The organism is Massilia sp. UYP11 (assembly GCF_050434805.1).
Taxonomy (GTDB): Bacteria; Pseudomonadota; Gammaproteobacteria; order Burkholderiales; family Burkholderiaceae_D; genus Telluria.
On the sequence record NZ_JBNDJE010000010.1, the window covers coordinates 45135 to 59773 of the forward strand.

Consider the following 14639-nt stretch of genomic DNA (forward strand, 5'->3'; position numbering starts at 1 on the left):
CCACATCGCCTTCTTCAATCGATCACGCCGGCAAGAGCGCGCCGCCGGCCCAGCCTGCGCTCGACCGATGCCCCGGCCGCATACAGCAGGATGAAGGCCGGCGTCATGAACAGGCCGTAGGCGTCGGGCCACGAGATCACCTCCAGCGCGCGGCCCAGGCCCAGCCAGTGCGCCAGCGACAGCTGGGCCGCGATCGGCAGCTCCAGGTAGGTGAACTGCGCCTGGTAGTCGAATTTGCCCAGCGAGACGATGCCGAGACAGGCCGGGATGAACACGGCGTAGGGAGCGCAAAAGAAGAGACCGAGGCGGGACATCGTGATCGATACGAAGTTCGGGTAGCAAATGCTATGGCGGATCGTCACGACGTGACAGGGCGGCAAGTACGGCTTGGATTGGGCGCTACGATACCACCGTGGCCGCGTAAAAAATTCACCCTTTGTCACGAAACGGCGGAAAACCCTAACGTAATGCAAGGCGCATTTTGCGGATGCCTTCTTCGCCGTCGGTCGTCACCTCGAAACCCAGCTTTTTCACCATGGCGACGATGCGCGAATTCTGCGGCAGCGCCTCGCCCACGATCTCACAGGTGCCGCGCGCACGGCAGTAGCCGATCAGCTTTTCCATCATGATCCGCCCCAGCCCCATGCCCTTGAGGTCGGAGCGCACGGTGACGGCGAATTCGGCGCTGGTGTTGTCCGGGTCGGCCACCACCCGGCCCACCGCCAGCGTCTCGTTCACGCCTTCGGCATTCGTGCGGGTGGCGATGAAGGCCATCTCGCGGTCGTAGTCGATCTGGGTGAAGCGCGCCAGCTGCGACGGCTGCAGCTCGCGGATGCGCACGAACATGCGGTAGCGGATGTCGTCCGGCGTGAGCGCATCGAAGAACGCGAGGTGGGCCGGGCCGTCTTCCGGACGGATCGGGCGCAAGAGCAGCGGCGCGCCATTCCAGGCGATCGTCTCCTCGAGCTCGCGCGGATAGGGACGGATCGCCAGGCGGTCGAGCGTGCTGCCCGAGCAGTCGGCCAGCGCCAGGCGCATCCGCGCATCGAGCACGGTCGCCCCGCGGCTGTCGGCCAGCAGCGGGTTGATGTCGAGTTCGACGATCTCGGGGATGTCGGACACCAGGCGCGAGACCTGGATCAGCACCGCCAGGATCGCATCCAGGTTGGCCGGCGGACGGTTGCGGTAGCCGGCCAGCAGGCGCGCCACGCGCGTGCGGTCGACCAGGTCGCGCGCCAGCACCAGGTTCAGCGGCGGCAGGGCCACCGAGTGGTCGTCGGTGACTTCCACCGCCACCCCGCCCTGGCCGAACACCAGCACCGGACCGAACACCGGATCGGTGGCGGCGCCCACGATCAGCTCATGGCCATTGGCGCGCCGGCACATGGCCTGCACCGAAAACCCGTCGAAGCGCGCCTGGGGGAACAGTTGGTCCAGGCGCTTCTTCATGCGCTGGGCGCCATCGCGCACCGCGTCGTCGGAATCGAGGTCGAGGGTCACGCCGCCGAAGTCCGACTTGTGCATCACGTCGGGGGTCAGGATCTTGACCGCGACCGGGTAACCGATGGCGCGCGCCGCCGCCACCGCGGCCTCGACGTCGGGCGCGGCGCGGGTCTCGACCAGGGCCAGGCCGTAGGCGCGCAGGATGGCCTTGGTCTCGGGATCGGACAGCAGCAGGCGCTTGCTGGCGATCGCCTCGCGCACCAGCGCACGCGCGGCGCTGCGGTCGGGCGCCATCTGGCCGGCCATCGAGGGCGGCACTTCCATCAGGAGGTTCTGGTTGCGGCGGTAGTTCACCAGTTGCAGGAAACCGGCCACGCCGTCTTCGGGCGTGCGGAAGGTGGGCATGCGCGCGTTGGCGGCGATGGTGCGCGCCTCGAGCACCGAAGCGCCGCCCAGCCAGCACGACAGGATCGGGCGCGAGGCGGCGCGCGCCAGCGGCGCGATCGCGTTCGCCACCTCGCGGCTGTCGACGGTGGCGGTGGGCGAATGCACCACCAGCACGGCGTCGACCTGCGGGTCCTTGAGCAGGATCTCGAGGGCGGCCGCGTAGCGCTCGGGCGGCGCGCCGCCCAGCAGGTTGAGCGGCAGGTCGACCGACCTCGCGCTTGCCGTCCCCGGCAGCAGCGCCTCGAGCCGGGCGACCGAGTCGGGCGACAGCGTGGCGGCGCTACCCTTGCCGTAGCGCAGCGCGTCGCGCGCGAGCAAGCCGGGACCGAGACCGTTGCTGACGATGGCCAGCCGCTCGCCATGCAGCGGGCGCGCGTAGGCCAGGGTCTCGACCGCCGCGAACAGCTGCTCGGTGGTATGCACCCGCAGCATGCCGGCGCGCCGCACCGCGGCGTCGAACACGTCGTCCTCGCTGGCCAGGGCCCCGCTCTCGCTGGCCACCGCGCGCACGCCGTCATCGAGATCGCGCGTCTTGAGCACCAGCACCGGCTTGCTGCGCGCCGCGGCGCGCGCGGCCGACATGAACTTGCGCGCATAGCGCAGCTGGTCGACGTAGAGCAGGATGGCGCCGGCAGTGCCGTCGCTGGCCAGGTAATCCAGCACGTCGCCCAGGTCGACGTCGCTCGAGTCGCCCAGCGAGATGAAGTGCGAGAAGCCGATGCCGCGCGTGCGCGCCCAGTCCAGCACGCCCGTCATCAGGGAACCGGATTGCGAGACGAAGGCGATCCGCCCGGGCAGCGCGCCGCTGTGGGCCACGCTGGCGTTCAGGCCGAGGCCGGGCACCAGCAGGCCGGCGCTGTTCGGTCCGAGCAGGCGCAGCAGATAGGGATGGGCCGCATCGAGCGCGGCCTGGCGCAGGCTGCGCCCGCGTCCATCGCGGGCCGTGGCCATGCCGCTGCTGAGCACGACCGCCGCGCGCGTGCCGCGCTCGCCCAGCTGGCGCACCAGCCGCGGCACGGTCGCCGGCGGCGTGCAGATCACGGCCAGCTCGGGCGCCTCGGGCAGGTCGGCCACGCGGTCGTAGCAAGGCAGCGCGCCGACCTGCTGGTACTTGGGGTTGACCGCGTACAGCTTGCCCTTGAAGCCGCCGCCCACCAGGTTGTCGAGCAGGGTCGTGCCCATGCTGCCGGGCCGTTCGGAGGCGCCGATCAGGGCCACCGATGTCGGCGCGAACAGGCGCTGCAGGTTGCGTACGCTCATGCGCGCGGCGCCATCGCGGGCGACAGGGTGGGCAGGCGGCGTGCGGCGTCGGTCATGGTCGGAACCTTTCCATCGGCAAGTATTGGAGCGAAGGATGATGACAAAGTATTGCAACATCGTATCAAAGGTCACCGGCCAACGGCGCGCCTTGTCGTCAAGTCCGGGCTTGCCGCAGAGCCGCGCCGGCGCCGCCGCGCTGACCGGAGGTGACCGCCATCACTGATCGGGCCGCAGCAGTTGATTGCGCTCCTGCGCCACCTTGCGCAGCAGCGCGATCAGCTGTTGCGGGGCGACCGGCTTGGTGAGATGCTCGTCGAAGCCGGCCGCGCGCGAGGCGGCGCGGTCTTCCTGCCGGCCGCGGCCCGTGACCGCCACCAGGTAGGGGCGCGGCTGCCCGGCCGCCAGGATGGCCGCCACTTCGAGTCCGCTCATCTCGGGCATGCCCAGGTCGAGCACGACGATGTCGGCGCCGCGTTCGCGGTACAGCCGCAGCGCCTGGGCGCCGTCATGCGCCACCGTCACGCTCGCGCCTTCGGAGCGCAGCAGCCAGGCCAGCGACTCGGCGGCGTCGCGGTTGTCGTCGGCCACCAGGATGTGCCTGCCGATGACGGCGCCGGCGGCGGCCTGGTCCTCGCCCTGGGCCTCCGGCTCGGCCGCCTCGCACCGCGGCAGGCGCACGATGAAGGCGGCGCCCTGCCCCGGCCCCGCGCTGTCGGCGCAGATGCTGCCGCCATGCAGCTCGACGAAGCCCTTGGCCAGCGACAGCCCGATTCCCAGGCCGCCCTGCGCCAGGTGGCGCGCGCTGCTGACCTGCACGAAGGGATCGAACACGCGCTCGATCATGCCGGCGTCCAGGCCGACGCCATTGTCGGCCACCCACGCCACCGCCTCGCCGCTCTCGCAGCGCAGCCCGATCTCGAGCACCCCGCCGGGCGGCGTGTACTTGGCCGCATTGTTGATCAGGTTCGCGAACACCTGGGTCAGTCGCAGCGCGTCGGCCTCGACCCACAAGGGCTCGTCGACCAGCCTGAGCGCCACCTGGTGGCGCCCGGTCTCGATCAGCGGCATGCTCATCTGCAGGGCGTCGCGCATCAGGCGTGCGAGTTCGACCCGCGCGCGCCGCAGTTCGATCTTGCCGCGCCCGATGCGCGAGACGTCCAGCAGGTCGTCCAAGAGGCGCGCCATCTGGCCGACCTGGCGCCCGACCATGGACGCGATCCATTCGATGCGCTCGGGCGGCAGCGACGTGGCGCGCAGGAGCGAGGCCGCGTTGGCGATCGGCGCCAGCGGGTTGCGCAGCTCGTGCGCCAGGGTGGCGATGTACACGTCCTTGCGTTGATCGGCCTCGCGCAGGCCGTCCATCGCCTGCTCGCGCTCGGTCACGTCCAGCACCAGCGAGAACACGGTCAGGATCTGGCCGGCCTCGTCGACCAGCACCGAGTTGTACCACTCGCAGCACAGCACGCGGCCGTCGCGGGTAAGGTTGCGGTTGCTCGACTTGGCGTGGCGGGTGGGCGAATCGAGCAGGCGCCGGATCATCAGGCCCACCTGGTCGGTGTCGCTCTCGTGGATCAGCGGCAGCGCATCGATGCGGGCGCCGACCACCTCGTGCTGGCGCCAGCCGAACAGCTCCTCGGCGCGGCCGTTCCACTGGGTGATGACCCGCTCGCGGTTCCACTCGATCACGGCCAGCGGCGTGTGCTCGATCAGGTAGCGCGTCTGGTCCAGCGCGCGCCCAAGGGCCGCGCTGGCCTCGGTGCGCTCGGTGATGTCGTCCACCACGATCACCGCCGCCGCCAGCGCCGCCGCGCCCTCGCGCAGCGGCGCGCCGCTCACCGTGTAGGTGCGCCGTACCCCGTTGCGTTCGCTTTCCAGCAGGGCCTCGCGAAAGGTCTCGCCGCCGATCGCGCGCTCCACCGGACCGCGGATCAGCGCCAGCATGGCCGTCATGCCGGACGGCGCTGCGTGCCGCGCCCCGCACTGCACCGGATGCGGCGCATCATCGGCGGCGCCGGGCAAGAAGCAGGCCGCTATCCGGCCGGCCTGGTCGTTGGCCATCACGCAGCGCCCCGCCGCGTCGACGATCACCACCCCGTCCGGCAACTGCCGAAGCACCGTCCCCAGCAGGCTCTGCCAGTGGGCGTGGGCGCGGGTGTCCATCATTTCCCGGAACGTCGCCTGCAGGCGTGCGTGCAGCGCGATATTGTCGATCGCCAGCGCGCCCAGCACCAGCAGCGCGGCGAGCAGGCCGTACAGGCGGCCGGCATGGAAACCGAGGTCGGCCATGCCGCCGTTGAGCAGGCACGACAGTGCGACCTCGAACGTCCAGGCCGCCATCGCCACTGCCAGCCAGGCGTCGAGCACGGTGCGCGGGCGCCTGCGCACGAGGGCCCACGCCGCACCAAACGACAGCGCCAGCACGGCGCCTGCGATCCAGCGATACAACGGCAGCGCGCGCCCCCCGTCCATCAGCGGCGGCAGCCACGACGCGGCGGTCGTCGAGGCCAGCACCAGCAGCGCCGCGACCAGCACGATCAGCAAGGCGCCGAGCCGCATGGAATGGGGCGGAAGCGGGGGCGGAAGCGGGGGCGGAAGTGGGGGCGCAAGCGCCGCCGCGTGGGCGCTACGGATGTAACCGAGCACGAACAGCGGGAACAGCGCAAGCCGGGCGAGGTTCAGCCAGGATGTGGTCTGGCTGTTCCCCCCCAGCACACCCTGGTCGGCGAACAGGCCGGGAAAGGTCAGCAGGTGGGCGCTGGCGACCAGCGCCGTGAGCAGGTAGCCCAGCGCCAGGATGCCGAGCGCGCGCGACCTGCCGGTATGGACATGCCCCAGCAGCAGCATGCCGGTCAGCAGGTTGGCGCCGATCAGCACCGCCCCGTACATCGGGATCAATTCCGGCGCCGGCGCCAGCGGGACGCCGGCGGCCGGCGCCAGCAGCGCGAACACGAGCGCCAGGCAAGCCAGCACCCAGACCACATGGCGCAGCTGGGCGCCGCTCGCCGCCTGTGTCACCAGGTCCGTCGGTTGTTGCTGAAACGCCATTTCGCGTGTCTCTCCCCGTGGAGGATCCGGCGGGGGCAGCGTGGCTAATCGCGGGCTGTCCGGGCGGCGCCTGATTTTATTGTCGTTTCAATAAAATATAGCGCAATTCCAACTGCATAGGGAGGAATTTAATATCCTATCGTCCACAATTGAATACGGCGCGGCGTGAACGAGCTAGGCCGTGGCGCGCGCGGTGACCGGATACCCGGCGCCGTCGATGGCGGCCACGATGCGATCCAGGTCGGCCCGGCTGTCGATGCGCACGCTGGCCTTGTCGAGGTCGATCGTGACCTGGGCGTCGGCGTCGACCGCCTGCACCGATTTGGTGACGCGGCCCACGCAGTGCTTGCAGCTCATGCCTTCCACGGTCAGTTCATACATGGTGTGTTCTCCTGTGTCGGGGGGCGTGTCGGCCCCGGTGGTTGAAATCAGTTCGGATGCGGGCAGGAATGCCGGAGCGGTGGCGGGGGCGGGGGCGGCGGCCGGCGCCGGCGCCCAGCGCCGCAGCAGCAGCGCGTTGGCGACCACGCTGACCGAGCTCAGGGCCATCGCGGCGCCGGCCAGCATCGGATCGAGCAGCCCGAAGGCGGCCAGCGGCAGGCCGATCACGTTATAGATGAAGGCCCAGCCCAGGTTCTGGCGGATCTTGCGGTAGGTGCGGCGCGACACCGCGATGGCGTCGGCCACCAGCCGCGGGTCGCCGCGCATCAGGGTCACGCCGGCGCTGTGCATGGCGACGTCGGTGCCGGTCGCCATCGCCATGCCGACGTCGGCCGCCGCCAGGGCCGGCGCGTCGTTGATGCCGTCGCCGACCATCGCCACCTTGCGTCCGTCCCGGCGCAGGCCGGCGACCACCTGCGCCTTATCCAGCGGCAGCACCTCGGCATGCACCCGTTCGATGCCGAGCGCCTGCGCCACGGCGCGCACGGCGCCCGCGCTGTCGCCGCTGAGCAGGACCGGCTCGATGCCGGCGGCCTTCAGGCGCGCGACGGCGTCCGGCGCGCCCGACTTGATGCGGTCGCCGAAGGCGAGCAGGCCCAGCACCCGCACCCGGCCGTCCCGGCGCTCGGCCAGCCAGGACACGGTGCGCCCGGCCGCTTCGTGCTGCTCGCCGCCCGCCGCCGGCACGCCGAGCTCGTCCATCAGGCGCCGGTTGCCGAGCACGATGGTGGCGCCGTCGATCTCGGCTTCGACCCCGCGGCCCGGCAAGGCGCGCGCGGCGCGCGCCGGCGGCGGCGCCAGGCCCTGGCGCGCCGCCTCCTCGAGCACGGCGCCGGCCAGCGGGTGGGAACTGCCCTGCTGCACGCCGGCGGCCAGCGCCAGCAGCCGCGCCGGGTCGACGCCCTCATGCGCCACCAGCTGCGGCTTGCCCTCGGTCAGGGTGCCGGTCTTGTCGAACACGACGACGTCCAGCGCATGCGCGGTCTCAAGCGCCTCGGCGTCCTTGATCAGGATGCCGTGGCGGGCGCCGGCGCCGGTGCCGACCATGACCGCGGTGGGCGTGGCCAGCCCCAGCGCGCACGGGCAGGCGATCACCAGCACCGCCACCGCATTGAGCAGGGCCGCGCGCCAGTCGCCGCCCGCCAGGCCCCAGCCCAGCAGGGTCGCCAGCGCGATCGCGAGCACGACCGGCACGAACACCGCGCTGACCCGGTCCACCAGGCGCTGGATCGGCGCCTTGACCGCCTGCGCATCCTCGACCATGCGGATGATCTGCGACAGCATGGTCGCCGCGCCGACCGCGGTTACTTCGACCAGCAGCAGGCCGTCGGCATTGACGGCGCCGCCGGCCGCCCGGTCGCCCGGTTCCTTCGGCACCGGCAGGCTCTCGCCGGTCAGCAGCGACTCATCCAGGTGGCTGCGGCCGTCGACCACGACGCCGTCGGCCGGCACCCGCGCACCGGGCTTGACCACCATCAGTTCGCCCACACGCAGCTCGGCCAGCGCCACCGGCACGTCGTTGCCGCCGCGCCGCACCAGCGCCTCGGCGGGCCGCAGCCGGCCCAGCGCATCGAGCGCAGCCAGGGTCTGGCGCTTGGCGCGGCCTTCCAGCCACTTGCCCAGCAGGACCAGGGTGATCACGACCGCCGAGGTCTCGAAATACAGATGCGGCTCGGCGTGGGCGCCCTGCGCGCCCGCGCCGAGCAGCAGGTAGACCGACAGGCCATAGGCGGCGCTGGTGCCGAGCGCCACCAGCAGGTCCATGTTGCCGCTGCCGGCGCGCAGCGCCTTCCAGCCGGCGCGGTAGAAGCGCGCGCCGAGCCAGAACTGGACCGGCGTGGCCAGGGCCAGCTGCAGCCAGCCGGGCAGCACCACTTGATGACCGAACGGCGCGGCCAGCATCGGCAGCACAAGCGGCAGGCAGAGCAGCATGGCAGCGGCCACCGGCCACCAGGCCGGCAGCGTCGCGCCGCCTTGCGCGCGCCGCGCCGGCGCCCCTTCCACGCCATCGGGCAGCGCGACCTGCGCCTCGTAGCCGGCCGCGCGCACGGCGGCCGCCAGGACGCCAGGCGCGGCCTGGCCCTGCACGCTGGCCTTTTCGGTGGCCAGGTTGACGCTGGCGCCGCTCACGCCCGGCACCGCACGCAGCGCCTTCTCGACCCGCGCCACGCACGAGGCGCAGGTCATGCCTTCGATGTGCAGGACAGTCTTGTTCATTTGCTTGTTCCTTGAATCCATACCGAGAGGATAGTCCTTCCCACGATGGGAAGGTCAAGCGTTTCGTATTTAGTTCACTCATCCGGCTTGCGCCGCTCGCAGACACGGGGCTGCCGAACGGAATACAAAGGAGCTGGGCCTCGCTTCGAGGATTCGGCATCGATCCGCGGGAGGATTCATGAATGCGTCGATGAATGCGTCGATGAATGCGCTGATGAAGTCGCCGGCCACGCTATTGCTCTGGATAGTGATGACTGTCCTGTTGTCCGCCTGCGGCAGCGACGATGACGACAAGCCCCAGGCTGAACGCGCCGGGATCGGCGCCATCGCCCAGGCCGCCGGCGCCACGCCGTTCGTGGCGCAGCTGAGCTATACGCTGGACGACTTCGCTCAGGTCGACAGCGTGCACTACACGATCGCCGGCCGTCCAGGCTCGCATTCGCGGCCGGTCGCGGTCACCTACGATCGCGCCTGGCTGGGCCGGCGCGCGGCCTGGGACGCGTCCGGCAAGCGCATCGCCTTCCCCGTCTTCGGCCTGTACGCCAACCACCGCAACGCGCTCACGCTCACCACGCGCTTTCGCGACGGCTCGGCCCACGTGGCGCAAGTGGCGGTGGCCACCGGCCCCTACACCGGTCCGGCCACGGTCTATGCCACGCCCGAGGTGCGCACCGCGCGCGGGGCGGCCTCGCCCGGCGTCGAGTACATGCTGATCAATAACGGCTTCACGACGCCGGTCATCCTCGACAGCGACGGCCAACTGCGCTGGGCCGGCAACGCGCCCGGCAACTCCTTTTCCGCGCTGTTCGGCGACGACGCCTTCTATGTCGGCGACCAGGACGCCCCGCTGCTGCACCAGGTCGGCGTCGACGGCGCCGTGCGCAGCAGCCGTCTGGACGACCCGCGCTTCACCAACTTCCACCATGAACTGGCGCGCGGCAAGACCGGTTTCCTGGCCGAACTCGACGCCCTGGTGGGCGGAGTGGAGCTGGTGGAGTCGATCCTGGCCGAGATCGATATCTCGGGGCGGGTGCTGAAGGAATGGGATATGGGCCAGATCTTCCGCGCGGCGATGCGCGCCGGCGGCGACAATCCCGACGACTTCGTGCGCGACGGTATCGACTGGTTCCACATGAACTCGGCCATCTACGATGCCCACGACAATGCGCTGCTGATCTCGAGCCGCGAGAACTTCGTCGTCAAGCTCGACTACGAGACGGGCGCCATCCGCTGGCTGCTGGGCAACACCAGCAAGCACTGGTACGTCAACTTTCCGTCGCTGCGCGCCCTGGCCCTGCGCGTCACCGAGGGCAAGGCGCCGATCGGCCAGCATTCGCTGTCGGTCACCCCGAACCGCGAACTGCTGCTGTTCGATAACGGCCTCGCCAGCCTCAACCAGCCAGCGGGCGCGCCGGCGGGCGAGAACCGCCGCTACAGCACGCCGTCGCGTTATGCGATCGACGAACAAGCGCGCACCGCGCGCGAAGTCTGGACCTGGGATGTCGACCGTGAGTTACTGTCAGACATTTGCTCGTCAGCCTATGAAACTGCACCGGACAATTACCTGGTGGCGTATTCGTCGCTGGCGGACCGCACCCAGGCGCGGCTGGTGGCGGTAGATGGCGCAGGCCAGATCGCCTTCGACTACGCCTACCCGAGCACGGCCTGCGGCGCGGCGTTCATCGCCCAACCGTTGCGGCTGGAGGAACTGCGCCTGCGCTGAAGGCGGCGGCAGGAACGGCAGCGGTTGGCGACGAAGCGCCGCCGTTCTTGCAGCCGCAGACGCCGCAGACGCCGTAGAAGCCGCCGACGCGGCGAATGCGGCGAATGCGGCAAATGCAGCCCCGCCCGTGCGCACGCGCGTCCCGCGCAGCGGGGCGTCAGCTACCGAATCCAAAGAACACGCCGACCGCCAGCTCCACCCACAGCGCGGCAAATCCCAGCGCCAGCACGCCGACGACGGCGAGCCGTTGCCACGGCCGCCGGCGCGCCATCCGGCGCGCCGTGCGCAGGCAGGCCAGTCCGGCGCCAGAGAGCAATAGCGCGGCGGCGCCGAAATCGCCGGCGGTCCATGCGACTTCGCGCGTGAACTGCATGGCGACCAGCGGCGCCAGCAGGATCATCGCGGTCGCGAGGCCCACCCGCAGCAGATCGACGCACAGCGAGTTCCTTTGCACGAGAGCAGCCTGTGAACCAGCGCCATGCATGGTGTTCTCCTGGAGGTTTCCTGGCGTTCTGCGCGTGGCAGACCGGCGCCGCCCGGCGCGCATGCCATGTTCTAAATCCTACCCCTGTTGCGGCGTGGGCGAAAGCGGCAAGACGCAGCCGCGCTGATTTTCTGGCCACGTCCAGGCCGTCGTCGGCGTTCTTGGGGCGATTCTCTCGCACGCGACGCCTGCCGCCCCGCGTCACAATCTGCAAAAATCTGTTACAAACTTACCTGCAAGAATTTATATAATTGCTATGCCTCCACTTTCACGCCCACCATGCGCTCTCTTTCAGTTTTGCTGCCTGCCCTGCTCTGCCTTGCCGCCTCCCGGCCAGCCGCCGGGGTGGAGCGGGTCCCCCAGGCCGGCGTACCAAAGTCCGCTCTGGCTGGCGCGGCAGGCGCCCGCCCCGCAGCGGGCGATGCGGCCGCAGCCAACCTGGCGGCGCTGCGCGCGGCCGAACAGCAACGCGCCCAGGCCGTCGCCAATCGCGACGTGGCCACGCTGCGCAAGCTGATCAGCGGCGACTACTACCACGTCGAGACCGGCGGCCGCTCGCGCACCAAGACCGAATTCCTGCAACTGCTGAGCCGCGATGAGTTCGAATTGCGTTCCTACGAAGTCGACGACATGGAAATCCGGACGTTCGACAATGGCCGCGCGGCGCTGGTCACCGGGCGTTTCCGGGCCGAGACGCAAGACGCCGGCCGCTTGCGCGGACGCTACGTGCGCATGTGGGTGCTGGGGCCGGATGGCTGGCGCAATACGGTTCAGCAGAACACCGAGATTCGTCTCCCGGCCACCCAGCGCGACGCGCGGTGCGAGGTGCAGCGCTAGTAGCCGCAGCGCCAGGTGCAGCGCGGCTTCCTGGCGCCACGCCAGCAGGACGGGCCGGTCGCGCACCCACACGCGCACGCAGGGGGCCGATGCATGCCCGCCACGATCGCGTTCAACATCGATGTAACCGCTTGTCAACGCGGCGTGATGGCCTTATCATGAGAATGATTCTCATTCCCGCCTCATTGGCGATTCATTCATTCTTGCCACGCCCAGCCAGCGCGACCATGACCTCCTTGACTCTCACGCCTCGCCACATCGCCTCGCGCACAGCGGTGGCCATTCTCGGCGGCTACGCCTTCACCTGGGGCGTCGTCGCCCTGGGCATCGCCCTGTTGTACAGCGCCGGCATGGAATTCCATGATGCCGAGCACCTTTCTTATATCATCGGCTTGCTGGTCTTCCTGAGCGCCTTCCTGGTGGCGTTCGCCGCGCGCGGGCTGCGCCAGGTGGCGCTGGTGCTGGTGGGCGGCGGCGCGCTGATGAGCGCGGTAGCCTGGTGGCTGCAGAGCCTGATCATTGCGTCGGGGGTCTGACATGTTCCCACAGTTGCGTCACACGATGGCCTGGCTGCACACCTGGTTCGGCCTGGCGCTGGGCCTGGTGCTGATGGTCGTGTTCTTCTTCGGCTCGCTGTCCGTGTTCGACCGTGAGATCGACCGCTGGGCCATTCCCGACACCCGCTACGAACCGCAGCCGATGCCGTCGTTCGACAAGATGCTGGCGCCGATCTTCAAGGAGATGCAGCCCGACGCCGCCGCCCGCGCCATGACAGCGCCGCTGGCCGACGGCCCGCTGCCGGCCCGCTTCGACACGCCGCGCAGCTGGGGCGCGTATACCACCCACCGCGATCCGGTGCTGCTGCTGTTCGCCGGCTATGAAGTGCCGAACGCGAAAGACCATGAAACCGCGATCTGGGCCAACCGCACGGTCGATCCGCGCACGGGCGAGGCCCTGCCGGTGGACCGCCTCAAGATCGGCAGCGAATTCTTCTATCCGCTGCACTACAGCCTGACCCTCGACTGGAAGAACGTCGGCTACTGGATCGTGGGCTTCTCGGCCCTCATGATGCTGATGGCGCTGGTCACCGGCGTCATCATGCACCGCAAGATCTTTCGCGAACTGTTCACCTTCCGTCCAAACAAGAGCACCCAGCGCAGCATGCTCGACCTGCACAACCTGACCGGCGTCGTGGCCCTGCCCTTCCACTTCTTCTTCGCCTTCACCGGCCTGGTGATATTTGCCTACATCTATTTCCCGGTCACGCATACCCAACTGGCGCCGCTGCACGACCGCCACGAACTGGTCGAATCGAAGGAAACCGGCCTGCCGCACGACCGCGCCGGCGTCCCGGCCCCGCTCGCTTCGGTCGACGCCATGGTGGCCGAAGCCCAGCGCCGCTGGGCCGCCAGGGGCATGGCCGGCGATGTCGGCTACCTGAACATACAGCACGTCGGCGACGCCAACGGCTACGTCAGCGTGTACCGCGCCGGCACCGACCGCGTCCAGCTGACCGGCGAAGGCATCCACTTCAAGGCCGCCACCGGCGAGCTGCTGCGCGAAGATCCGCCGCCGTCCGTGGTGGCGCGCATCAATGAATTCCTGACCGGCCTGCACCTGCAGCACTTCAAGCACTGGCTGCTGCGCTGGCTGTACGTGCTGGGCGGCCTGTCGGGCTGCGCCTGCATCGCCACCGGCCTGTTCTTTTTCGTCGAGAAGCGCAAGCGCCAGCACGCGAAGCAAGGCGTGCGCGGCGCGCGGCTGGTCGACGCGATGGCCGTCACGGTCGTCACCGGCATGCTGGTGGCCACCCTGGTGATGCTGATCGCCAACCGCCTGTTGCCCGACGTCATGCCGGCCGGCTGGCCGCTGCGCGGCGCCATGGAGAAAACCCTGTTCTGGGGCAGTTGGGTGGTGGCCGGCGCGCACGCCTTCTGGCGCACCGCCGCGGTCGCCGAAGGCCGCCTGGCCCCGGCCTGGCGCGAACAATGCCTGGCCATCGCCGTGCTGGCGGCGGCGGCGCCGGTGCTCAACTGGATCACCACCGGCGACCACCTGCTGCGCACCATCGCCGCCGGCTACTGGCCGGTGGCTGGCGCCGACCTGTTCATGCTCGCCGGCGCCGCACTGGCGCTGCTGGCCGCGCGCAAGCTGCGCCGGCGCCAGGCGCGCCCGCTGGCGGTCGCGAACGCGACCCTGGAGGCTGGCCATGCCTGATGCGCTGCTCCTGCTGCTGGCCCTGCTGGCCTGCATCGCCGGCATGGGCTGGCTCGCCCTGTCGATGGACGTGCACTGGGCCCAGGCAAGGGGCGCGGCGCCCCGCTCCGGGGCCCTGGTCAAGACCCTGCGCCTGGGCGGCGCGGCGGCCCTGCTGTTGTCGCTGGTCCTGTGCCTGACGGTCGATTCGCCATCGATCGCGGTGCTGGTATGGTGCATGGCGCTGGCCGGCGCCACGCTCACGATCGCCTTCACGCTCACCTGGCGCGCCAGCATCCTCGGGATGCTGGTATTCTGGACAGGACCAGGCGCCCGGTGAGCCCGGGACGCGCTCGCGCGGCCCCTTCTCGCCGGTCGCCCGCATGGCGAGCATGTTGCTGAAGAAAGTCGCCGAATCGTGCAGCCACGCTGGGCACGCATTCCACTTGACCTCGAGTGCTCTTGAGGCTGTGTAATACGACCAGCACATGCAAACCGCGGGACCGACCGGTCCCGGTGCAACGTCTCATGCCGGAACAGTGTTCC

Annotated in this window: 10 protein-coding genes; 5 read left to right on the top strand and 5 right to left on the bottom strand. The window is 70.0% G+C overall.

The features are described 5' to 3' along the window. Nucleotides 1–14: 14 nt before the first annotated feature. The 4 genes from ABIB38_RS14860 to ABIB38_RS14875 form a co-directional block, all read right to left on the bottom strand. A complete protein-coding gene (locus ABIB38_RS14860; RefSeq protein ID WP_429204972.1) occupies nt 15–314 on the bottom strand; it encodes a hypothetical protein in 300 nt (99 codons plus the stop codon). 145 nt (nt 315–459) lie between these two features. Further along, on the bottom strand, nt 460–3150 hold the full coding sequence (locus ABIB38_RS14865; RefSeq protein WP_429204974.1) for a GNAT family N-acetyltransferase: 2691 nt from the start codon (nt 3148–3150) through the stop codon (nt 460–462). Nucleotides 3151–3366: 216 nt separating this feature from the next. Then, nucleotides 3367–6195: a PAS domain S-box protein gene (locus tag ABIB38_RS14870; RefSeq protein WP_429204975.1), complete on the bottom strand. Its 2829-nt coding sequence runs from the start codon at nt 6193–6195 to the stop codon at nt 3367–3369. A gap of 174 nt (nt 6196–6369) precedes the next feature. Further along, nucleotides 6370–8853, bottom strand: coding sequence for a heavy metal translocating P-type ATPase (locus tag ABIB38_RS14875; RefSeq protein WP_429204977.1), 2484 nt, complete (start codon nt 8851–8853; stop codon nt 6370–6372). A gap of 178 nt (nt 8854–9031) precedes the next feature. Between ABIB38_RS14875 and ABIB38_RS14880 the strand changes: the two genes are divergently transcribed. Next, entirely contained in the window at nt 9032–10576 is a 1545-nt protein-coding gene (locus tag ABIB38_RS14880; RefSeq protein WP_429204979.1) for an aryl-sulfate sulfotransferase, read from the top strand. A 157-nt stretch (nt 10577–10733) separates the two neighbouring features. Here the strand turns inward: ABIB38_RS14880 and ABIB38_RS14885 are convergent, their stop codons facing one another. Then, entirely contained in the window at nt 10734–11030 is a 297-nt protein-coding gene (locus tag ABIB38_RS14885; RefSeq protein WP_429204981.1) for a hypothetical protein, read from the bottom strand. Between the two features lie 375 nt (nt 11031–11405). On the opposite strand from ABIB38_RS14885, the gene ABIB38_RS14890 reads away from it, so the two are divergent. The 4 genes from ABIB38_RS14890 to ABIB38_RS14905 all read left to right on the top strand — a co-directional run bounded on the left by ABIB38_RS14890 (nt 11406) and on the right by ABIB38_RS14905 (nt 14433). Then, a complete protein-coding gene (locus ABIB38_RS14890) occupies nt 11406–11897 on the top strand; it encodes a nuclear transport factor 2 family protein (RefSeq protein ID WP_429204983.1) in 492 nt (163 codons plus the stop codon). Nucleotides 11898–12124: 227 nt separating this feature from the next. Continuing rightward, a complete protein-coding gene (locus ABIB38_RS14895; protein ID WP_429204985.1) occupies nt 12125–12433 on the top strand; it encodes an iron uptake protein in 309 nt (102 codons plus the stop codon). A 1-nt stretch (nt 12434) separates the two neighbouring features. Then, a complete protein-coding gene (locus tag ABIB38_RS14900) occupies nt 12435–14114 on the top strand; it encodes a PepSY-associated TM helix domain-containing protein (protein WP_429204986.1) in 1680 nt (559 codons plus the stop codon). Beyond that, nucleotides 14107–14433, top strand: coding sequence for a DUF3325 family protein (locus tag ABIB38_RS14905; RefSeq protein ID WP_429204988.1), 327 nt, complete (start codon nt 14107–14109; stop codon nt 14431–14433). Before ABIB38_RS14900 ends, ABIB38_RS14905 begins: the two co-directional genes overlap by 8 nt. The last annotated feature ends 206 nt before the right edge of the window (nt 14434–14639 follow it).